Raw genomic sequence first — 20,345 nt, forward strand, 5'->3', positions numbered from 1 at the left:
AGAAGCCGAAATTATTCTGCCCAAAGACCTCGAGGGGTCCACATGAACAAAACTGAAATCATCGCGTTTTGCCCCATTGCACCGCTGGGTTGCTGGAGCCTCGTCCACCGGTGTTTCGTGGGAAGGTGCCAGCAGGCATTAGCACTAGCTACGCATGTGCTTGGATCTCGAACGCTTGCCCTGCTCTGGCTGTACAAGCCCGCCATCGGACTAGCACATCAAATGCCTTGCAGCATACTGACGACTGGAGCGGGGTATGAACGAGTGAGCCCGCTTTTGGGGCGAATTGAGCATTGTGTATACATTTAACGCCTTGAGCCGTAAGCGTCCGGCAAACTCACCTTCCGAACTCCAATTTTAAGGGCGATGGTGTCCGCGTATTTTTAAGCGGACGCGATCACCCTTATCGCCAGGATTTCCATACGCCAACGAAGCTCTTATCCCAAACCATTCAAAGCTCAGGTCGTTCAGGAGTGCCTGCAACCTGGCGCGACGGTGTCCAGTGTCGCCATCAGCCACGGCATCAATGCCAACGTCATCCGCAAATGGATGCCGCTCTATCGAGATCAGCCCGTAGCTGCTTCACTCTATCGGCTTCCGGTTTCACCGAAATAATCATCCTTTGCGACCAGACCGAAATTATCGATGAGATCTTGGCCATCCTCGCTGAACAGATGTTGAGTTCGCCGCTCCTGCTTGAGGTACGCCAATGTTTGGAAGAAGCAATCCTCACACAGGTGCACCTCATAGCGCTCCCCGTCATGGGCAGTGCCATAGCCCCAGTGTGCTTGTAGCGTGCCGAACTGATGCCCGCCAGTATCGAAGCGGGTTGAGCAACGACATACATCGCACACGACATCAGTTACGGTCTCGACTTCGACTCTTCCGGTTATTTTCATAACTGATTCCTGCAAGCTCCTCTGACTTCTGCGCTCAGCATACAGCCTCATGGCCAGCTGGTACGCACTCAGAGCAAGACGACGGAAGCTCACCCGTGAGGCTAGAGCTGCAAAGGTACCGTTGGCTGGCGAAAACATTGACTTTACTTAAAACTAAATGCAATCTCTGGTGACAAAAAAGCAGCTTGGATCATGGCTAACCTACTGATTATCTACACTCAAGACATCAATGGCGAGCTCTGAAAAGTCGCAGGGCGCGAGAATACTGGATTGATGAATCGCCGAGTCGCGCTAAGCCCGAGCCCGAAAAGCCAGAGACAAATTATGCAGCTACGCCTCGTGCTTCCCCTCTTCCTCGTCACGCCCGCAGTAGGCGCACTCGGCGCTCTCTGCGCAGAGCGCATTAGCTGGCCACTTCCCTGGATGGTTGGATCCATGGTCATGGTCATCATCGTTCGCTGCTCCGGTTGGAACTTGAGAGACGTACCTAACGGTAGAAGAGTTGGCCAATGGTTGATCGCCTCAGTGATCGGTATGCACTTCTCAGCGGCTGTCTTGAGTGAGGTATCAAACCACTTCCTCATGATGCTTATTGCCGCTTTACTCACACTGCTGACAGCACTCATCGGAATCGCGCTGATCAACCGAAGCGGGGTTGATCTACCGACTAGTTTTTTCTCCCTGATGCCAGCCAATTCAGCGGAGATGATCATCCTGGGTGAGCGATATCAGGCGGATCGCGCTCGCGTAGCTGCCGCTCACAGCCTTCGACTCGTTCTGATCGTTCTGGTTATCCCGGCAGCCGTCACCTGGGGGCTTGGTACCGGAACGCGCAGCATGCCGGCCCTTGCAGACTGGTCATGGCTGGCCATCATGCTGCCGACCGGCTTTGCCGTAGCCTGGGGGCGTGCATTCATGGACTCGCATCCCGTCGATTCGCGGTTCGTAAATGCTTCATCACAAGCCGTTCGCCACCTCTTCCAGTTCCGTATATGGGATTTCTCCCAGACCGAGGATCTCCACGATTCTCTGACCTGCAGGCGATAGATGGCCCTGAATGGGAAGGGTATGCGCTATGTCATACACGAAACCCGCCTGACCTCTCTGCGGGTCTATGCTGACCAGGAATTGCCTCTGGTAGAGGTAGAAGGCCTGATGGGCTAGGTCGAGCTTCTCCGTTGGAATCACACCCCGTTCGGGCCAAGCTTCAGACCGCAGAGCGAACCTCTCGCGATTGGCGATCACGGCCAGGATGCAGAACTGCTGATACGTGAGCGTCTCGGCGATTGCGAGTAGGTGATTGGCCTCTGCGGGTTGGAAATCGGGCTTGAAGACCAAGTTGGTGAAGAAGCGGGCGATGTACTCCAGCTTCTTCCGTTCGTGCTCCTGCTTCGCAGCTAGAAGCACACCTTCGAATAGTTCTTCGCCTGGTGAGGGCTGATCGTCTTCTGTTCTCTCGAAGAACCCGTCATTACGAGGACTGTCCCAGAGAAGCCGCTCACGTATCCCGTCGATGGCCAATGCTGCAACGCCCCCGACCTTGTGTTGCTCGCGGGTCGATAGCATACGTTGAGCAATGTCCTCTACGACCATCTCGCAAGCTTTAGCGGCGGCGACTCCGGCCACTGAGCCTGACATCCCGGCCACACTGCCGCCAATGAGTGCGGAGACCACAGTACCTACACTGGCACCTGGGATGCTGGAGCCTTTTTTTCAGCAGGCTGACAGCCTTTCCATCGTTCTCCATTTTTCCCCCTAGCCACGCAAGTTATCCCTTGCAGCGGCATGATTTAAGCTGTGCCATAGCAGCGATGACGCGCTTCAATCTGCATGAAGCCGATACTAACGACATTGGTCCCTCAGCGGCTAAGTACAGAGGACATGGATGTGAAATTCGAGCCGACACAACAAGGCAATCCCCACCAATTTACGATCAACCAGCACGTCTTTCCGAAGGCAAGTATTGCGCGCTTCGCGGGCAATGATGGATGCGTGGAGGTTTTCTCGATACCGCACCGAAAGGTCATAAGGCTCAAGCCTAACAACCGCATTTTCTGTGCGCAGAGGGCCTGGGACCAGAAGACGGAAGCGGCGGTGAGTAGGCGCATTGAGGACAAATTCCAGGCACTGGCTGATGCGATCGAGCGCGGCACAGTGACTACTATCGGGGTTTGGGAAAAGCTCATTGTTGAGCAGTTTTTTTCCCTATGGCGTACGAGACAAAAATTCAGAATCGAGGGCTTGGATGACGTCAGACTTCACGGCATTGAGGGTGAGTCACTGACTAAGGCGCAGGAAGAGGCCATCGAGAGTAAGCATGCTATGTACGTTGCGGACGGTGTCATGAAGGGGAGGCTGCTCGCGAGCATTCACGTTTTTGGCTATGAAAGGACTTTCATCGAGGCAAATAAGTCGATGCAGTGGGGCATCGCTCGTTCTGCGTCGGCTGACTTCCTGGTGCCGGATAGTTTTGAAGACATGATGATCGTGCCGATCTCGCCCAGGTTGGCGATCGTTGCAGACGTGCCTGATTGCGTGCTGAGCAGCGACGAAGTGGCGACCATCAATCAAAGCGCGATCGCCCGTGCAAAAAATTACTACTTTGCTCGACAGCTTTCGGCCACACCTGTCATCCGCCGCTCCTCCAGTTCACAGTTCAGAGGCATTTTCCCTGAGCGCCGTGACTGATCCTCGGCTCCAGGCCAAGTCGCCAAAGCCTCTCATGGAGCAGGACCTACCCAGTGCTGTGTTGGGGGGCAAGTGATTCGAGCCTAGTGTTGTGCGGCCCTTGGCTCGTGGATACCTCAAGGCCTCATAGCGAAGCGTAAAGGGGCCTGAACCGCCGTCGTTCTAGTCATGGCCGGAGTCCTCGGCTTGCTTATCGAGAAACTTCATGTAGTGGCCTTGAAGCCTAGCGCTAAGTGCGGACGTTTCAGCCTCTATCATTTCACCAACAGTGTTAGGAATGGGGCCCAAGATTATGGGCAGGTCTGGCAAAAGGACTTCGAGCGCCTCCAGCGATGCTTTGCAGGCCCTGCCCATCTCGCGCAAGTGGTAGGGCATTATCTGAGCGGCAGAAAGTTGTTTTTTTGTCAGTTGGCCAGGGCGCGCTCCAGTTAGTTTTTTAGCATCCGCCTGAACCCCCTGGCGTCGGTCAGAGCAAACAGTCAGTAGTGCTGCCACGTTACTGTCGGTATGAGCCAAGGCGGCGATCTGTTCTGGTATGAGCACTAGCTCTGGAAGATCTAGGTCTGTGGCAAGGCCTATGATGTACGCATCCATTTGGAGATGGTCTTTAGGACTAGTTTTCTTGTGGTCCAGAAATCCTTGGATGAATTGAGCAGAGAGTTCGGCCTGAGTGGCGAACGATCTCACCTTGCCACCAACAGCGATCGCAACGGCCTCTGCCTCCCGCCGTTCTGCTTTGTTTGCGCGATTTTCAGCTTGGTATGCGATAGCAGCTGCTGCCGCTGAAAATGCAAGGGCGAGCCCCGCGATCGCGTCAGATCGAGTCCATTTGGTTGCCCACTTGAACGACAAGAGCAAGTCCTTCCTTTGCGTAGAAATCGGTACGGTGTAAGCCCAAATTGCCTAGCAACCAAAGAGTTTGGCCGCTAGGAGCAATAGGGGGCCGCTGCGTCTAGTGTCCTTTGGGAACGATGAGAACCTTTACTTCAAAGCCGTCATCTTTACAGTTCAAATCGTTTTCGAGGCTCCAGGGGTTGTTGACCCAGCCCTCCGGGTCGTAGACAAAGCAGAGCAATTTTCGGCAATCGGGGTGCGCTCGATACCGTGCGATGTCTATGATCAACTGCTCGCCGATGTTTCTCGCCTTGAGGCTTTCCCTCGTTTTCTTCACTTCGACGATGATTTGTTCTTCCTTGAGCAGGAAGTCCACTCGCGAGTTGGCGCCACCGTAGCTCGGGGTCCACTCTTCGGGCCGAATGTCGTCGAAATGAACCCTCAGCAGAGCGTGCAGCAGGTCTTGAACGTCGTACTCGTCATTAACGATGAGTGAGTTTCGCTCGGCGTGTCGCGTGCGGAGCTGCTTAACGACCAAATGAAACCGGCTGCAAATGTGCTCAAGGAGTTTGAACCCATCAGCGCTTGAGTCTCCGGCAGTTGCGGCCAGCTCCTGCTTTCTCTGTGCCCAAGGGAACTGTGCGCCGCACCCCTCGCAATTCGTTGGGACGGGTGTGGGATCTCCAAGAGCAAAAAAACCGTCCACGTGGTAGTCGCCTCGAATTTCAGTGCCGCACGATTGGCATTGGTGGATCGTTGCGGCGCCACATTGCGAACAGTGCCGTTGCCTGAATTCGCGGGATCGATGATAGGAGTCGGTGATCTGGTGTCCGTTCAGACAGACTTGTTGGGCATCTTGTTGTCCCACTTGGTTACCTCAATGCTTTGCTCAGTGCGCTCTTAAATTTTCCAGGTTGGGATCTTACCGTGTTGTTCTGGGCAGTGATGACTGCTCCGGAATTCTGACCTGGCCTGCTGAGGGTACAGCGGCGTCTGCTGAACTCATTATGACTTGCCGCTGTAACGGCAGGAAAAGATCTTTGGTCGCGCCGGGCTGGCCATTGCTCGCTGGACCTTGGTCCAGTGGGTCGGACAAACCGGCGTGCAGCTCCAGCCGCTGGTCGATGCACTGCGTCAGCAGTCTCGCTAGGGTGCCGGTGCTGACAAAGAGGCAACCAAGGACGGGCTGCTATCCCGTCAGAGAATTCCGCCCCAGCTCACGCAAAGTGAGTTGGGGTGAACTGGTCAAGTAATTTTGGACACCGGTTAAGGTTCATACCGCTATCTTGAGCTTTTCCTCCATGGCTACCGGCGTTTCATAGCCGTTGTAGCTGTGGAGACGCTTGAGGTTGTAGCGCATCAGATAAGCCTGGATATCTACTCGTGCCTGCGCTTCGGTCTCGTAGCCCCCTGCGGGCATCCACTCTGACTTCAACGCTCCGAAGAACCGCTCCATGGCAGCGTTATCCCAGCATTGGCCTCGATGGCTCATGCTCTGGTTCAAGTTGTACTCATCGAGCGTGGCTCTGAATTTATGGCTGGCGTACTGACAGCCCTGGTCTGAATGAAACATTACACCCGCTGGCCTACCTCGCGACTCAGCTGCCATGCGCAAGGCGTTACAAGCCAAATTGGCATCTGCAATCATCGAGAACGCCCAACCCACTACTCGGCGGGCATAAAGATCAATCACGGCGGCCAGGTACAACCAGCGCCTGCCAACCTGAATGTAAGTCACATCGCCACACCAAACCTCATTGATTGTCGAAACTTTGAAATTACGCTTCAGCTGATTCTCCGCGATCAGTGCTTCCGCGCCCGATGACCGATACCGGTGCGGCCTGCGCTGCTTGCATTTCAGGCCAGCTTCTCGCATCAACGCGCGCACCTTGAATCGCCCGACTTCATGGCCCTCACGCCGCAATTCCTGCACCAGCGTTCGCGAGCCAGAGGCACTTCGTGACGCGTTGAAGTGCTTAACCGCAAGCAGACGCAGAGCATCCCTGGCCGGGTTTTCACGCCCTTGGCGTTTGCGCCACGCGTAGAAGCTGCTGCGCTTGACCCCAAGCACGCGGCAGCAGTCGATAACAGGGTATTGCTCACTCAGCTCGTTGATCAGCGAGAACGATCTTTGGAGTCCCGAAGCAGAAGAGCACTGGCCTTTTTTAGGATTTCGATATCCCGATCTTTTTGCCGAACCAGCGCTTCGAGTTCTTCAATTCGTTGCTGCTCGGGAGTGATCGCTTTGGCTCCAGCTGGAACCTTGCCGGCTCGCTCTTCACGCACCTGCTCAACCCAACGACGCAACGCCGTAGGCCCAAGCCCAAGGGCCGCGCAGACTTCGGGGACTGACTGGCCACCGTCCAGCACCATTTCGGCAGCTTGGACTTTGTATTCTCTTGAGTAAGATTTACGCACTGATTTTGCCTCCAATTGGGCGCCATCATAGCGCCCGATGAAGATGTCCAAAATCATTAGGCCAGTTCAGGGCGGACGCTTACTTTTAGATTGCCTTACAATGGGTTTTTGCCTAGGAAGAGCTAAAAATGAGCGTAGTTACTGTGGATGAAGTACAGAAGGCAATGCCCCGACCACTGACCAAGTACGAGGAATTTTTGGTTGGATTTGCGCCTCCGGGAGCTGATGCCGCTGAGGTGGTCGAACAGCTACTAAAGCGGTCCTATTTGCTGATATTGGAGGAGATTCTCGGTAGAAAACTAGATGCAGGGGAACATGCTCACGCACTGCAATCCTTCGAAGACGGCGTCCCTGTAGGTGTTGTTGCCAAACAACTTGAGCAACGGAAACTAGCAGCAACCCAGAAACCTCCACAATCAACAGCAAGTAAAAGCACGTCAACGCCCTTTGGAAGGCGGTGAATAAGTACGCCCTGCGTGAGAGTGGTAACCGTCTGGTCAACACATCTCCCGCCCCACCCGCTGCAAGTCATGGTGTCCGCCTAATTTACGTGGACACCATTCCTGGCTCATCAGGCGGATTCTTCGAAGTGAACGCTGAACACACACCTACCGATCGCCCAAATAAAGGGCGATGGTGTCCGCGTATTTTTAAGCGGACGCGATCACCCTTAATGCTGGAGTTCGGAAGGTGAGTTCGCCGGCGGCATACCGTCCCACCTCGGCGCGCCAAGGTTTTCCTAGATTTTGAATCCGCACATAAGGCTTTAAGCCCAGTTGTGAGCCGAACACGGCAATCCTACAATTCGAGCTGCAGGAACACCTCAGATGTACGTATGTGATCGCAGGCTGGCCGCGGTCCATTTTGCTGCTAAGGAGATGTACGCGTGAGTTACGAAGCTACCGCTTTCAATGTCATGATCGCGTCACCGGGCGATGTAGCGTCCGAGAGAGCGATAATCCGCGATGTGATCTACGAGTGGAATGCAGTGCACTCCAGTACTCGCAAGATCGTGCTGCTCCCGATCGGCTGGGAAACCCACTCCTCACCGGAAATGGGCGAGCCTGCACAAGCCATCATCAACAAGCAGATCCTATCGAAATGCGACATATTGGTAGGAGTATTTTGGACCCGGATCGGCACCCCTACCGAGCACCACATCAGCGGCACAGTTGAGGAGATTGAGGAGCATATCGCAACCGGAAATCCAACAATGCTCTACTTCTCAAGCCAACCGGTGGCAATGGATACGGTGGACCTGGATCAGGTCAAGCGACTCAAGCAGTTCAAGGATTCGTGCCAAAGCCGCGGCCTGTATCAAGGCTACGATAGCCACAGTGACTTCAAAGAAAAGTTTTATCGTCACCTTCAGCTGAAGGTGAACGAGCATGAGATTTTCAGAAAGTCAGTGCCTAAGGTGGTGACTGAAGAGATTGTGGGATCCCGCACTACGCTCCCGCCGCTTTCAACTGAAGCGAGGATACTGCTCAAGGAAGCGAGCAAAGACTCCCATGGAACAATCATCTATGCCCGCTATATCGGCGGCAGCTCAGTACAAACGAACGGGAAGAATCTGACCCCGTCCGAAGAGCGGCGTGAGATCGCAAAGTGGGAAGCGGCGCTTGAACAACTGCTTTCCGAAGCACTCATCACCGCCCGGGGCCACAAAGGCGAAGTTTTCGAGATCACGAACCTCGGCTATCAGGTTGCCGATATGATTGAGTTGTAGCGTCTTGTAAGCAGAGGCTACAGCCTTGCCGCACGATAGATGGGCTTTCTCGTGTGCTAAGAAAGCCTATTTTGGAATCGTTAAGGACGAGGCTTTACTCGTGATCAGTGCATAACGTCAGCTCGATGACCGTACCCACCCACCACCAAGCGATACCACCAAGCCAATGCATGCCTCCACCTGCTTGGTCTGTAACCGTTCAAGATCTTGCTTCGTCTGCAATGCATCGCCGTCATCAGCGGCACCGGGAGTCACCCCTACGGCAGCCAAGCTATCCAAAAACGAAAATTCAAGGACCACCACGCGCTTCGGCGCATCCGCCAGTTTGACTGCGTGCTGACCATCATTCACTTCGATAGGGGCTGCATGACTGATGCAGGAGAAAGCAATCAACGCGCAGGAAAAAAGAATCCTGAGTGGTGCGGGGGTTCGCATAGTGGTCCCTTTGTGACGTCACTCTGCCAGGCATCGACAGGTTCGGAGCGGATGGGCGCACGCTGACGCATTAGGTCAGCGATGCGCGATTTAAAGCGGAAATACATCGGCACAGAACAAGCGGATCAGACTGTCGGCTCAGGCCGACTCAAAAGCAGCTTCAACAGGCAGCTCAACCGCCTCAAACAACTCAGCAGCAACTTTATGCCGGCGAGCTTGCTCCAGGTGCTTACGCATATGGTCAGCAGCTGCAAGGCGATCACCTTTTTCCAGGCAAGCGAGGATAGCGAGGTGCTCAACTGCCTGTTCTCGACGAGGTGCACGCTTGCTAGCCTGACGGTACTCCACCAAACGGCGAAGCTGGTCGAGGCGCCGAACCGTCTGGACGTGAAATCTGTTGCCGGAAAAGCTGGCAAGCGTCTCGTGGAACTGGGCATTCGATTCGAACAGCTCCTGGGGCGTCATGGTCAGGTAGCCGCCATCTGCAATGAATTGCTGCTGCTTCCTGCAGCGAGCCAAGGCATCCGTATCGACCATGAACGTGGGGGCAAGCAGGCCTGCCGGCTCTATGATCGCTCGGAAGGAATAGCTTTCTTCATAGGCTTCGACCGAGTCGATCATCGGCAGGAACTGCCAGCCTTGGCCGGCACGCTGCTCGATCCAGCCCTCCTGCTGAATGCGGCTCAGCACACCACGCAGCATATAGCGTGAAATGTTGAATAAACGCATCAGGTCGGTTTCAGCAAACTGCTCAGGAATCTGTCCGTTCAGTCGCATCACCGCGATCTGTTGATAGATCGGATCGTCGATGGAGACCGACAAATCCTGGGCAATTTCAGCCAGATCGTCATAGGGCTTGGCCAGGAAAAAACCGCGATTGCGGTCCTGACTCAGCATTCCTCGCTCAGCGAGGTAGTTCAGGGCAATCTTGATAGGAGTCCGTGACGTCTTCAAAGCCTTGGCTAGTCCGAGCTCCGAGACGTGATGCCCTGCAGCCAGTTGTTCTTGGCGAACATAGGCAACGATATCGCGAGCTACACGGGCTTGAAGAGGCGTCAGATTCATATCTTTTCCGAGTTGGGGCATTGGATTGTGGGGGCTCTTCCAATCAGACGAACCCCTCAGCACCTACATTATGCCTTTTGCGGGCTCATTTCCAAATTGGGTTCGGTCTCAACTGTAGCTGGGACCATTGGCTTACGAGTCATAGTCAGTGCAATAACCGCACCAGCCACCAGGAGGATGCCTGCGATCATGAAGGCCCAGTTGTACGAGCCTGTGGCCTGGACAACGTAGCCAGTGACGATCGGAGCCGCCACACCGAAGAGATTGCCGCCAACAACAATGAACGCGACCGCACGACCAACATCCCCGGCACTTGGCAGCAGATCATTGAGCAGGGAGAAATTCAGCGAAGTGGTCGAGGCAATACCTGCCAAGGTCAGCGACGAAATCAAGACCAGCGATGCAGTAGAGTCAGCGAATGGCACCAAAAGGATGCAGCTCGCAATCAGCATCGAGATCGCAATTACGTTGCGGCGCTTACCCGAGCTCACACCCCCGCCACGAGTCAGGTACCAGTCACTAAGTTTGCCCAGGCCGATGCAGAGCACAACAGCCGCAGCATAAGGGATAGCAGTCACCAGACCGCTTTTTTCCAACGTCAAATGACGCTCTTGCTGAAGGTAGCTCGGCAACCAGGTCAGGAAGAGATATTGGGTGTAAACGTTGCAGCCTTGGGTCAGAGCAAGACCCCAGAGGGTCGGAGTCTTCAGCAGGCGCTTAAGACCATACGGAGCGACTGCAGCACCACCCGCTTGGCCACCACCGGAGCGCGAGTCCAGGATGGTTTTACGCTCTTGATTGCTCAGCCACTTCACATCTTCAGGCTTGCCGTAGAAAAGGTACCAAGCCAACAGCCAAACAAAACCGATGCCGCCGGCAATCACGAAGGACCAGCGCCACCCAACACTGGCGACCAGCATCGCAAGAACGATCGAGCAAATCGCTGGCCCAGCGTACGAGCCACTGTTGAAAACAGCGGTGATGGTGCCGCGTTCCTGGCTCGGGATCCACTCACGAATCACCTTAGCCCCGACCGGGTTGCTGACCGATTCACCAGCGCCCATAACAAGCCGCGCAGCCAGCAGCGAAGCGAAGTTCATCGCTGCCCCGGTCAGCGCCGTAGCAGCCGACCACACGAGAATACCGAAACCACCGATGCGCTTGGCGCCGTAGCGGTCGATCAGCACACCTACAGGAATCAGGAAAAGCGCATAACTCCAGATAAATGAGGAAAAGAGGTATCCCATGCCGACTGCACTGAGATTAAATTCCTCGGCGATGGGTTTGGCAGCGATGGACAGGGCAATTCGGTCCATGTAATTGATCATCGCCAGAGAGAACAGAAATACAGCAATCCAGGCTCTACGGTACGGCATGGTTACACCTTTATTTTTCTAGGCGCGGTTGCGCCGGCTACAAGCACCGGCAGCCGACCGCCAGCAGAGCCGACGGCCAGCCACCGACTCACGAAGCTGAGTGATAGAGCGGGAATGCTCCGAACATCACGCCACCTACCAACATGGCCATGCTGACCAGGAGCGCCCACTTCAATGCAAAGCGCTGGTGGTCGCCCAGGTCGACTTTCGCCAACGCCACCAGCAGGTAGAGCGAAGGCACAAGCGGGCTGAGCAAGTGAACCGGTTGCCCCACCACCGAGGCCCGAGCGATTTCCAGAGGCGTAATGCCATAGGTCGCTGCAGTCTGGGCAAGCACCGGCAGGATGCCGAAGTAGAAAGCATCGTTGGACATGAAGAAGGTGAACGGGATGCTGACCAGCGCGGTGAATACCGCTAGGTAAGGCCCGAAGGCATCCGGGATGACTGCCAGCATGCCCTTTGCCATAGCATCGACCATGCCTGTACCGGAAAGAATGCCGGTGAAGATGCCCGCGGCGAAAATCACCGACGTCACGGCCAGAACGTTGCCAGCGTGGGCAGAGATTCGCTCTTTCTGCTGTTCCAGATGTGGATAGTTGAGCATCACCGCAATCGCGAAGCCGACCATGAACAACACCTGGATTGGCACTAGGCCCATCACCAGAAGGCCCATCATCGTGGCGGTGAGCAGCAGGTTTGGCAGGAACATGCGCGGACGACGGTTACGGTCGCATTCTTCATGCGAACCATTACCCAAGGCGATCGCACCGTTGTGGAAATCATGCACTGCAATCACCCCCAAACGTGCACGCTCGCGCCGCCCGAGCACGATCGCAATGAGCAGCAAACACCCACACCCCAGCAACATCGACGGCACCATGGGCAGGAAAATATCCATGGCATCGACATGCAGCGCAGCTGCAGCGCGAGCGGTCGGGCCGCCCCAGGGAGAGATGTTCATGATGCCGTTGGCGATGTTGACCACGCAGGTCAACCCGAGAACGCTCATACCCAAACGCTGATACAGCGGAAGGAATGCAGCGATCACGATCATATAGGTGGTGGAGCTGTCGCCGTCGAGCGACACCAACATGGTCAGGATAGTGGTCCCGACCAGCACCTTGAGGGGGTCGCCTTTGACGATCTTCAGAATGCAGCGCACCAATGAATCGAACAGCCCCGCGTCGATCATGATGCCGAAGTAAAGAATCGAGAAGGTCAGCATGACGCCAGTCGGCGCCAGGGTTTTGATGCCGTCGAGCATCATTGCGCCCAGACCGGCATAGAAGCCACCAATCAGGGCAAACACGATCGGTACCACGATCAGGGCAACCAAGGCGGTAAGCCGCTTGGTCATGATCAGGTACATAAAACAGGTGACCATCGAAAAACCGAGTAGGGTCAGAAACATGTCGCTCTCCTTATTGTTTTGGCGCCGCGAAGCCAGGCTTTAGCGGTACGAACAGGAAGAAGCGAGCTGATGCCGGACGGATTTACGGTGGGTCTGATTGCATTTCATCTTGATTTTCCTCGTTTTTATCTTTGTTCGGGAGTATCTGGCTTGAGGCTGACAGAGATACGAATGGCTTCCATTCAGGCCTAAAAGCGACCACTCGGCGCATGGCCAATGCATTTCTGCTGGAGATAAATTGACTCAAGTTTATACAAAGTGCAATATCACCTCACAAAAAACACGCCTGTGAGGTCCCCGGCATGAGCAAGCACATTGGCCAAACCCTGGCCGTAAACGGTCGCGACTACCGCGTCTGCAACGTATCGGAAGCTGTAAAAGCGATAGGCGGCGACTTTTCCCGCCTGCCAATGAGTCTCCGGATCCTCGCTGAAAACGTCCTGCGTACCGAAGCAGAGCCGAACGAAGCGCTGAAGGTAATTTGCACTCGCTCTAAAAGCAGCGACATCCCTTTCCGCCCCGCTCGTGTAGTTCTTCAGGACTTGCTCGGCACCCCTGCCCTGGTCGACCTAGCCGGGCTGCGTGACGCAGTAGCAAAAGCAGGCGGCGATCCACGCCAAGTAAACCCGGTCACCCCGACTCACCTCGTCGTGGACCACTCGCTGAACGTGGAGCGTTGGGGTGATGCCAGCGCACTGGCCGATAACGAAGCCATCGAGCGCGAGCGCAATGCCGAACGCTTTGCATTCCTGGACTGGTGCAACAAGGCCTTCAACAACCTGTCGATCGTGCCTTCGGGTAACGGCATCCTTCACCAGATCAACTTGGAGCGCCTGACCACCGTCATCGGCACTCGTGAAGTTGAAGGTGATCTGTGGGCCTTCCCTGACACGCTAGTCGGTACTGACAGCCACACCACCATGATCAACGGCATCGGTGTGCTGGGCTGGGGTGTTGGTGGTATCGAGGCAGAAGCTGCAATGCTGGGCAAAGCCCTGATGATGCGGGTTCCAGAGATCGTCGGTGTCCGACTCGAAGGCGTGCCGCCATCCGGCTATATCGCTACCGATATCGCCCTCGCTCTGACCGAAAGTCTTCGCAAAGCCGGCGTGATCGGCAGCGTGCTGGAATTCCATGGCCCAGGCGTTGCAGCCCTGTCCTTGGCGGACCGTGGCACCCTGTCCAACATGGCTCCTGAGTTCGGCGCTACCGCAGCAATGTTCGCGATCGACGATCGCACCCTGCACTACCTGCGACTGAGCGGTCGCGGCGGTGAGATTGCCGAGCTGACCGAGGCTTATGCCAAGCATCAAGGCCTGTGGCATGACAGCCTGGAATCGGTCGAGTACGACCGTGTCGTCACCCTCGACCTGAGCACCGTTGGTCGTGCGATTGCCGGCCCGAAACAACCTCACCAGCGCATCCTGCTGGGTAAAGGCGAAGCAGCAAAAGACATCCCTACCGGCCTGGATAACGGCTCGGTCGTGATTGCCGCCATCACCAGCTGCACCAACACCTCGAACCCTCGTGGCGTGATCGCTGCGGCCCTCGTCGCCCGCAACGCACTCAAGCGCGGCCTGCGTCGTGCTCCGTGGGTCAAGACTTCCTTCGCACCCGGCTCCAAGGTGGTCGCCGACTACCTGGACCGTGCAGGTCTGAACGTGGACCTCGACAACATGGGCTTCAACGTTGTTGGCTACGGCTGCACCACCTGCAACGGCATGTCCGGCCCTCTGCTCAGCAAAGAGATCGAGGACGAAATCCGCACTCGTAAGCTGGAGACCGTTGCCGCTACCTCCGGTAACCGTAACTTCGAAGGTCGCGTACACCCGCTGGCTCGTGAAGTGTTCATCATGTCACCTCCCCTGATCGTGGCGTACGCGATCGCTGGCACCTACCGCATCGACCCGCAAGTGGATGCGCTCGGCACCGACGCCGAAGGCAAGCCGGTTTACCTCAGCGAGCTGTGGCCTTCGGATCAAGAGCTGGACGAGATTGAGAAGAAAGCACTGTCGGCCGACCTGTTCGACAAGGCCTACAGCTCGGTACCTCGCGAAGCGGGCGTCATCGCCTCTGACCTGCGCGCCGGCGTTACCGATCAGTACGCTTGGGACCAGAGCAGCACTTACATCCGCAAGCCGCCGTACTGGAGCGATGAGCTGACTGCTACCGACCCTCAACGCGACCTGAAAGACATGCGCGTTCTGGTGATGCTGTCGGACAACATTACTACTGACCACATCTCGCCGTCGGGCGCCATCCTGCCGGACAGCGACGCAGGTTCGTACCTCAAAGGCCATGGCATTGGTGTTGATGACTTCAACTCCTACGGCACTCGTCGCGGCAACCACGAAGCCGCGCAGCGCGCCACCTTCGCAAGCCCCCGCCTGAAGAACGAGCTGATGACTGACGGCCGCGAAGGCCCTTGGACGCTGCTGCTGCCGGAAAACCGCGTGAGCACCGTGTTCGAAGCCGCCCAAGCCTACGCCGATCGCAAGCAGCCTCTGATCGTAGTGGCAGGCAAGGAGTACGGCAGTGGTTCGTCGCGTGACTGGGCAGCCAAAGGCCCTCGCCTGCTGGGCGTACGCGTTGTCGTGGCCGAGAGCTTCGAGCGCATCCACCGCACCAACCTGGCTGGCCTGGGCATCCTCCCGCTGCAGTTCCCAGAAGGTGTAACTCGCAAGACGCTGGGCCTGACCGGTCACGAGAAGTTCTCGGTGGAAGGCATCAACGACACCTTCGCGCCTGGCGACAAGCTGCAACTCGTCATTGAGCGTGCAGATGGCACCACTGAAAACGTAACCGTCACCAGCCGCCTGGATACCCATGAAGACGTGCGCTACTTCCGCCGCGGCGGCCTGCTGCCGCAGCTGCTGGTGGAGAGCATGGACAAGGCTGCTAAAGCGAAGCAACTGGTAGGAGCAGTGTAATGACTCAAGTTCGAATCCCAGCCGTCTTCATGCGCGGCGGTACCAGCAAAGGCGTCTTTTTCCTTGATCAGGATGTTCCCGCGGCCGGCCCGGAGCGCGATGCACTGATGCTCCGTGTGATCGGTAGCCCGGATCCTTACGGCAAGCAGATCGACGGCATGGGCGCTGCGACCTCCAGCTCCAGCAAGGTTGTCATCATCGGCAAGTCGGATCGCGATGATTGCGATGTCGACTACCTGTTCGGTGCTCCTGCGATCGAAAGCCCGGTTGTGGACTGGTCCGGAAACTGCGGCAACCTGAGCGCAGCTGTCGGTCCTTTCGCCATTCGCCAAGGGCTGGTCGACGCCCCTCGTGATGGCATCGCCACAATCCGTATTTGGCAGGCCAACATCCAAAAACGCATCATCGCCCACGTCCCGATGAAGGATGGCGAGGTCGTTGAAGAAGGTGACTTCGTGCTGGATGGCGTCGCCTTCCCTGCCGCCGAAATCGTCGTAGAGTTCCTTCAGCCTGGCGGTTCGGGCGGCAGCATTCTGCCAACCGGCAATGTCGTGGATGAACTGGATATCCCTGGCTTCCCAGGCTTGCCGGCAACGCTGCTCAACGCAGGCAACCCGACCATCTTCGTCGACGCCCAGCGCGTTGGCCTGACCGGGACCGAGACTCAAGACCAGGTCAACGGCAACGCCGAACTACTGCTGTCGCTGGAAACCATCCGCGCACACTGCACCGTGGCCATGGGTCTGGCGGCTACCGCTGAGGAAGCAACACGCCTTCGCCCTCACACGCCGAAGCTCTGCCTCGTAGCTCCACCGCAAACCTACGGAGCTGCCGGTGGCAAGACAGTCGAAGCCGGTGAGATCGATGTGATCGCTCGCATCCTTTCCATGGGCAAATTGCACCACGCAATCACCGGCACTGGCGCTGTAGCCGTTGCCGTGGCAGCCGCTCTGGAAGGCACGCTGGTCAACCGGATCGTCGGCGATATCGGTGAACGCCAAGTCAACATGGGCCACACCGCTGGCACCGTTGCCGTAGGCGCGCAGACCACCCAAGTCGATGGCAACTGGATTGTGGACAAGGCCGTGATGAGCCGAAGCGCCCGTCGCCTGATGGAAGGCTGGGTGCTCGTACCGTCGAAGTACTGATTGCTCAGCTACCGCCGACCTTCGAAGGTCGGCGGTACTCATCACAACAAAAACAACGATGAGATTTTGCTATGTGCCCATCACCGTTCTCACCCGCCATTTCTCGACGCACGCTGCTCTCCTCTACCTCCATCGTCGCTGCGGCAACCATTCTGGGCCTCGGCGCGGGAGCGGCAGATGCCAAATCAGGACCTGAGAAGAACGCTATGCAGCCTGCCAACTCGAACAAAACCCAAATTGTCTATGTGGGCTCCAGAACCACACGCGAGCGAAACGCCCGCGGTGCAGGCATCACGGTTTATCGACATGACCCGCAAACAGGTCGCTCCGAACTGATTCAAACCGTCGGCGATCTGACCAACCCATCCTTCCTGTGCCTCGACCAAACTCAGAACCTGCTGTTCTGCGTGCATGGCGACCAGTCTACTGTCAGCTCATTCCAAATCGAGCCAGGCAGCGGAAAGCTCACCAAGGTGAGCTCGGTTAGTTGCGAAGGAAACAACCCCGTTCACCTTACCGTGGACAAGAGCAACAAATTCCTCGCAGTGGCCAACTATGCCACCGGCAGCATTGTCGTTCTGCCGTTCGACAAAACCGGCCACCTGCAACCTGTCATCAGCAAATACGACCTTCCTGGCAACCCGGGCCCGCACAAGATCGAGCAGACCAGCTCCCACCCGCACATGATCCCACGCGATCCATCGGGGCGTTTCCTGGTAGTGCCGGACAAAGGGCTGGATAAGGTTTTCGTGTTCGATTTGAAGCAAGACGGGACCGCACTGAAGCCCGAACTGGCTCATGAAATCAAGGCCCGCGAGGGTGCCGGCCCCCGGCATGTGGTGTTCTCTCCGACCGGCTCCTTCGCATACGTTGTGAACGAACTGGACAGCACGATCACAAGCTATCGCTACAACCAGAACGACGGCTCACTGGTTCCATTCCAAATGGTTCCAGCCCTGCCCCAGGACTTTGTAGGGGACAGTCGCGCCGCAGCATTGGTCATGGCACCGAATGGAGAACATTTGTTCTCCTCCAACCGCGGGCATGACAGCGTCAGCATTTACTCGGTGGATCAGCCTACCGGCAAGATCAACCTGATCGGCAATGTCCCGAGCCAAGGCAAGAAGCCTCGCTTCATGGCGGCCTCTCCAAGTGGACGCTTCCTGTTCGTCGCCAACGAAGACAGCGACAACATCAAGACCTTCTCCATTAGCCCAAATGGCGAATTGGCATTGCTGGAACATCAAATCGAGACCGGCAGCCCGGTCTGCATGATTTTCCGCACCGTCTGAACCTCTTTTTTTCCTGATCCTGGCGTGCCGGGAGGCACGCCTACACCCCCACGTTCCAATTGATGGAGCAGCAAATGCATAACAAAAACAAAATTGGTTGCAAGCTTCTTGCCGTCACTCCTTGCCTGGCCGCAGCTACGGCTTATGGGGATGGCTTTATCGACGACAGCAAGGTCACCTTGCAAACGACGAACTTCTACATTAACCGAGATTTCCGCGACGGTGACGGCCAGTCCAAGCGCGAGGAATGGGCGCATGGTTTCATCCTTGATGCGAAATCCGGATACACACCGGGACCTGTCGGTTTTGGGGTCGATGCTCTGGGCATGCTCGGCGTGAAGCTGGACTCAAGCCCGGACAGAACCGGCACCGGCCTTTTGTCGACCCATGATGATGGTCGCGCAGCTGATGAGTTCAGTCGCCTGGGCCTGACTGGCAAGATGCGCCTGTCCGAGACCGAACTTAAATACGGCACCCTTATCCCAAAACTCCCGACAGTTCAGGCCAACACTGGCCGCCTCCTCCCTCAGACGTTCGAAGGCGGCCTGCTCACCAGCAAAGAATTCGATTCGCTGTCCTTCATCGGTGCGCGCTTCGAGCGCCAAACCGATCGAGACTCGACAGACCGGGTCCCGATCACACTGAACAACAAGAACCGGCGCTTCACAGGCGGTAATGCCGAAGGTGACGCCTTCTGGATGGGTGGTATGGATTACCAGCTCACGAAAGAGCTGCTGCTGACCTATCAGTATGCAGAGCTGGAACAGGTCTACCACCAGCACTTCTTGGGGGCGAACTATTCGATCCCTGTCGGCCCCGGGAAAATCAAAGCAGATCTTCGCTACATGGATAGCGACGATGACGGTCGAGCTTTGGGCGGACGTATCGATAGCAGAGCAATTTCTGGCATGTTCACCTACAGCTTGGGCGGACATGCGCTTGGTCTGGGACTGCAAAAGATGAACGGTTCCACCTCCATGCCCTATCTCGATGGAACCGATCCTTACCTGGTCAACTTCGTACAGCTCAACGACTTCGCCGAGCCCGGTGAACGTTCTTGGCAGCTGCGCTACGACTATAACTTCGCGGCTCTCGGCATTCCTGGCTTGACCTTCATGACCCGCTACCTGCGAGGCGACCAGGCCGACGCAGCGACCATCACCGATGAGGGCCATGAATGGGAGCGCAACACCGAACTGCAGTATGTGGTGCAATCCGGTGCCCTGAAGAACGTATCGGTCCGGTGGCGTAACGCGAGCTATCGATCGAGCTTTGCACGTGGCGCGGATGAAAACCGCCTGATCGTGTCCTACACATTCCCAATTTTCTAACCCAGGAGAAGGTATGAGCCCTATTGCCCAGCAGGTTCTCAAGGACCTGGCGCCCAACGGCATTCTGCGTGCGGCGATCAACTTCGGTAACCCAGTGCTGGCTCAGCCAGGCGCTGATGGAGAACCGCATGGTGTTTCTGTTGCACTTGCTAAATCGCTGGCCGAAGAGCTGGGCGTAGGTCTCGAATTGCGCACATACGACGCGGCCGGGAAGGTATTCGCTGCACTTGAAGAAAACGCGTGGACGTTGGCCTTCCTGGCTATCGAGCCTGTCCGCGCCGCCCAGATCAGCTTCAGTGAACCCTACGTACTTATCGAAGGGACCTATCTGGTAAAGGCCGAGTCGCCCTATTCCAAAATCGAGGACCTGGATCAACCTGGACTTCGGCTTGCGGTAGGCAACGGCGCTGCTTACGACCTGTACCTGTCACGTACGTTGCAGCATGCAGAGCTACACCGAGCTGACACGTCTGCAGGTGCAGTAGACCTATTCATTGACCAAGGCCTGGATGCTGCCGCCGGGGTCAGACAACCGCTGGAACAAATCGCAGCCAAGAATCCGAATTATCGGGTGATGCAGGGAGCCTTCACCGCTATCCGCCAAGCAGTCGCAGTGCCACGCGGCCGTGATGCGGGAGGAGCCTATATACGGGATTTCGTCGAGCGACGACTTGCCGAGGGTTTCGTCCGAGGCGCGTTACTCGCCAGCGGACAAACAGACGTCAGCGCACCTCGCTGAGGTCGATAGCCTGCAGGTGCGTCTCGCCTGCTTCAAACCGTGATAACTGA

The 20,345-nt window shown here is 56.6% G+C and carries 19 protein-coding genes and 2 pseudogenes; 11 read left to right on the forward strand and 10 right to left on the reverse strand.

The window, feature by feature from the left end; genetic code table 11:
• Positions 1-420: 420 nt before the first annotated feature.
• Positions 421-615, forward strand: a complete 195-nt coding sequence (locus FPB55_RS26750) for a transposase (RefSeq protein WP_275113714.1) — start codon at positions 421-423, stop codon at positions 613-615.
• Here FPB55_RS26750 and FPB55_RS17415 read toward each other — a convergent pair.
• On the reverse strand, positions 588-899 hold the full coding sequence (locus FPB55_RS17415; RefSeq protein ID WP_144188880.1) for a hypothetical protein: 312 nt from the start codon (positions 897-899) through the stop codon (positions 588-590). The two genes, FPB55_RS26750 and FPB55_RS17415, sit on opposite strands and share 28 nt — an antisense overlap.
• Positions 900-1,223: 324 nt before the next feature.
• On the opposite strand from FPB55_RS17415, the gene FPB55_RS17420 reads away from it, so the two are divergent.
• On the forward strand, positions 1,224-1,946 hold the full coding sequence (locus tag FPB55_RS17420; RefSeq protein WP_238706599.1) for an AbrB family transcriptional regulator: 723 nt from the start codon (positions 1,224-1,226) through the stop codon (positions 1,944-1,946).
• Here FPB55_RS17420 and FPB55_RS17425 read toward each other — a convergent pair.
• Complete coding sequence (locus tag FPB55_RS17425; protein WP_144188883.1) at positions 1,857-2,525, reverse strand: hypothetical protein; 669 nt, start codon at positions 2,523-2,525, stop codon at positions 1,857-1,859. The two genes, FPB55_RS17420 and FPB55_RS17425, sit on opposite strands and share 90 nt — an antisense overlap.
• Positions 2,526-2,780: 255 nt before the next feature.
• Between FPB55_RS17425 and FPB55_RS17430 the strand changes: the two genes are divergently transcribed.
• The gene (locus FPB55_RS17430) at positions 2,781-3,587 is read left to right on the forward strand and encodes a hypothetical protein (protein ID WP_144188885.1); all 807 of its coding nucleotides are present in this window, start codon (positions 2,781-2,783) and stop codon (positions 3,585-3,587) included.
• 162 nt (positions 3,588-3,749) lie between these two features.
• Here FPB55_RS17430 and FPB55_RS17435 read toward each other — a convergent pair whose 3' ends face one another.
• Together FPB55_RS17435 and FPB55_RS17440 are read right to left on the reverse strand one after the other, a co-directional pair.
• Positions 3,750-4,439 (reverse strand): hypothetical protein, encoded by a 690-nt coding sequence (locus FPB55_RS17435; RefSeq protein WP_144188887.1) that lies wholly within the window; start codon positions 4,437-4,439, stop codon positions 3,750-3,752.
• A gap of 100 nt (positions 4,440-4,539) precedes the next feature.
• Positions 4,540-5,289 carry a DUF2321 domain-containing protein gene (locus FPB55_RS17440; RefSeq protein WP_178097524.1) on the reverse strand — a complete coding sequence of 250 codons (750 nt, stop codon included), beginning with the start codon at positions 5,287-5,289 and terminating at the stop codon, positions 4,540-4,542.
• A 144-nt stretch (positions 5,290-5,433) separates the two neighbouring features.
• Between FPB55_RS17440 and FPB55_RS17445 the strand changes: the two are divergent.
• Positions 5,434-5,559, forward strand: a pseudogene (locus FPB55_RS17445) (transposase); the annotation flags it as partial.
• 135 nt (positions 5,560-5,694) lie between these two features.
• Here FPB55_RS17445 and FPB55_RS17450 read toward each other — a convergent pair.
• Both FPB55_RS17450 and FPB55_RS26755 read right to left on the reverse strand, forming a co-directional pair.
• Positions 5,695-6,540: an IS3 family transposase gene (locus FPB55_RS17450; protein WP_033690846.1), complete on the reverse strand. Its 846-nt coding sequence runs from the start codon at positions 6,538-6,540 to the stop codon at positions 5,695-5,697.
• The gene (locus FPB55_RS26755) at positions 6,537-6,896 is read right to left on the reverse strand and encodes a transposase (RefSeq protein WP_009685034.1); all 360 of its coding nucleotides are present in this window, start codon (positions 6,894-6,896) and stop codon (positions 6,537-6,539) included. The genes FPB55_RS17450 and FPB55_RS26755 overlap by 4 nt, the downstream gene beginning before the upstream one ends.
• A 71-nt stretch (positions 6,897-6,967) precedes the next feature.
• Here FPB55_RS26755 and FPB55_RS17455 point away from each other — a divergent pair, with 71 nt between their 5' ends.
• Complete coding sequence (locus FPB55_RS17455; RefSeq protein ID WP_144188889.1) at positions 6,968-7,300, forward strand: hypothetical protein; 333 nt, start codon at positions 6,968-6,970, stop codon at positions 7,298-7,300.
• Between the two features lie 425 nt (positions 7,301-7,725).
• Positions 7,726-8,568, forward strand: a complete 843-nt coding sequence (locus tag FPB55_RS17460) for a DUF4062 domain-containing protein (RefSeq protein WP_144188891.1) — start codon at positions 7,726-7,728, stop codon at positions 8,566-8,568.
• A gap of 222 nt (positions 8,569-8,790) precedes the next feature.
• Here FPB55_RS17460 and fecB read toward each other — a convergent pair.
• The 4 genes and pseudogenes from fecB to FPB55_RS17480 form a co-directional block, all read right to left on the reverse strand.
• A pseudogene (gene fecB / locus FPB55_RS17465) lies at positions 8,791-9,003 on the reverse strand (Fe(3+)-dicitrate ABC transporter substrate-binding protein FecB); the annotation flags it as partial.
• Between the two features lie 138 nt (positions 9,004-9,141).
• On the reverse strand, positions 9,142-10,068 hold the full coding sequence (locus FPB55_RS17470; RefSeq protein WP_144188893.1) for a GntR family transcriptional regulator: 927 nt from the start codon (positions 10,066-10,068) through the stop codon (positions 9,142-9,144).
• 68 nt (positions 10,069-10,136) lie between these two features.
• Positions 10,137-11,444 carry an MFS transporter gene (locus FPB55_RS17475; RefSeq protein ID WP_144188895.1) on the reverse strand — a complete coding sequence of 436 codons (1,308 nt, stop codon included), beginning with the start codon at positions 11,442-11,444 and terminating at the stop codon, positions 10,137-10,139.
• An 88-nt stretch (positions 11,445-11,532) separates the two neighbouring features.
• Positions 11,533-12,855, reverse strand: a complete 1,323-nt coding sequence (locus FPB55_RS17480; RefSeq protein ID WP_144188897.1) for a CitMHS family transporter — start codon at positions 12,853-12,855, stop codon at positions 11,533-11,535.
• 302 nt (positions 12,856-13,157) lie between these two features.
• Between FPB55_RS17480 and FPB55_RS17485 the strand changes: the two genes are divergently transcribed.
• From FPB55_RS17485 to FPB55_RS17505, 5 genes are all read left to right on the forward strand, one after another.
• Entirely contained in the window at positions 13,158-15,785 is a 2,628-nt protein-coding gene (locus tag FPB55_RS17485; RefSeq protein ID WP_144188899.1) for an aconitate hydratase, read from the forward strand.
• Positions 15,785-16,933, forward strand: a complete 1,149-nt coding sequence (gene prpF, locus FPB55_RS17490) for a 2-methylaconitate cis-trans isomerase PrpF (protein WP_144188901.1) — start codon at positions 15,785-15,787, stop codon at positions 16,931-16,933. Before FPB55_RS17485 ends, prpF begins: the two co-directional genes overlap by 1 nt.
• Positions 16,934-17,004: 71 nt before the next feature.
• Positions 17,005-18,225, forward strand: a complete 1,221-nt coding sequence (locus FPB55_RS17495; RefSeq protein ID WP_178097525.1) for a lactonase family protein — start codon at positions 17,005-17,007, stop codon at positions 18,223-18,225.
• A 74-nt stretch (positions 18,226-18,299) separates the two neighbouring features.
• Complete coding sequence (locus tag FPB55_RS17500; protein WP_144188903.1) at positions 18,300-19,556, forward strand: OprD family porin; 1,257 nt, start codon at positions 18,300-18,302, stop codon at positions 19,554-19,556.
• A 13-nt stretch (positions 19,557-19,569) separates the two neighbouring features.
• Positions 19,570-20,295, forward strand: coding sequence for a transporter substrate-binding domain-containing protein (locus tag FPB55_RS17505; protein ID WP_144188905.1), 726 nt, complete (start codon positions 19,570-19,572; stop codon positions 20,293-20,295).
• Positions 20,296-20,345: the final 50 nt, after the last annotated feature.

This window comes from Pseudomonas sp. BJP69, from assembly GCF_007633355.1.
In the GTDB taxonomy this organism is placed as follows: domain Bacteria; phylum Pseudomonadota; class Gammaproteobacteria; order Pseudomonadales; family Pseudomonadaceae; genus Aquipseudomonas; species Aquipseudomonas juntendi.

Excerpts from the sequence above, each read along its gene's own strand:
- FPB55_RS17415 (WP_144188880.1), bottom strand. The coding sequence starts at position 899 with ATGAAAATAACCGGAAGAGTCGAAGTCGAGACCGTAACTGATGTCGTG.
- FPB55_RS17420 (WP_238706599.1), top strand. The coding sequence starts at position 1,224 with ATGCAGCTACGCCTCGTGCTTCCCCTCTTCCTCGTCACGCCCGCAGTA.
- FPB55_RS17430 (WP_144188885.1), top strand. The coding sequence starts at position 2,781 with ATGGATGTGAAATTCGAGCCGACACAACAAGGCAATCCCCACCAATTT.
- FPB55_RS26755 (WP_009685034.1), bottom strand. The coding sequence starts at position 6,896 with ATGATTTTGGACATCTTCATCGGGCGCTATGATGGCGCCCAATTGGAG.
- FPB55_RS17455 (WP_144188889.1), top strand. The coding sequence starts at position 6,968 with ATGAGCGTAGTTACTGTGGATGAAGTACAGAAGGCAATGCCCCGACCA.
- FPB55_RS17470 (WP_144188893.1), bottom strand. The coding sequence starts at position 10,068 with ATGAATCTGACGCCTCTTCAAGCCCGTGTAGCTCGCGATATCGTTGCC.
- FPB55_RS17475 (WP_144188895.1), bottom strand. The coding sequence starts at position 11,444 with ATGCCGTACCGTAGAGCCTGGATTGCTGTATTTCTGTTCTCTCTGGCG.
- FPB55_RS17480 (WP_144188897.1), bottom strand. The coding sequence starts at position 12,855 with ATGTTTCTGACCCTACTCGGTTTTTCGATGGTCACCTGTTTTATGTAC.
- FPB55_RS17485 (WP_144188899.1), top strand. The coding sequence starts at position 13,158 with ATGAGCAAGCACATTGGCCAAACCCTGGCCGTAAACGGTCGCGACTAC.
- prpF (WP_144188901.1), top strand. The coding sequence starts at position 15,785 with ATGACTCAAGTTCGAATCCCAGCCGTCTTCATGCGCGGCGGTACCAGC.
- FPB55_RS17495 (WP_178097525.1), top strand. The coding sequence starts at position 17,005 with ATGTGCCCATCACCGTTCTCACCCGCCATTTCTCGACGCACGCTGCTC.
- FPB55_RS17500 (WP_144188903.1), top strand. The coding sequence starts at position 18,300 with ATGCATAACAAAAACAAAATTGGTTGCAAGCTTCTTGCCGTCACTCCT.
- FPB55_RS17505 (WP_144188905.1), top strand. The coding sequence starts at position 19,570 with ATGAGCCCTATTGCCCAGCAGGTTCTCAAGGACCTGGCGCCCAACGGC.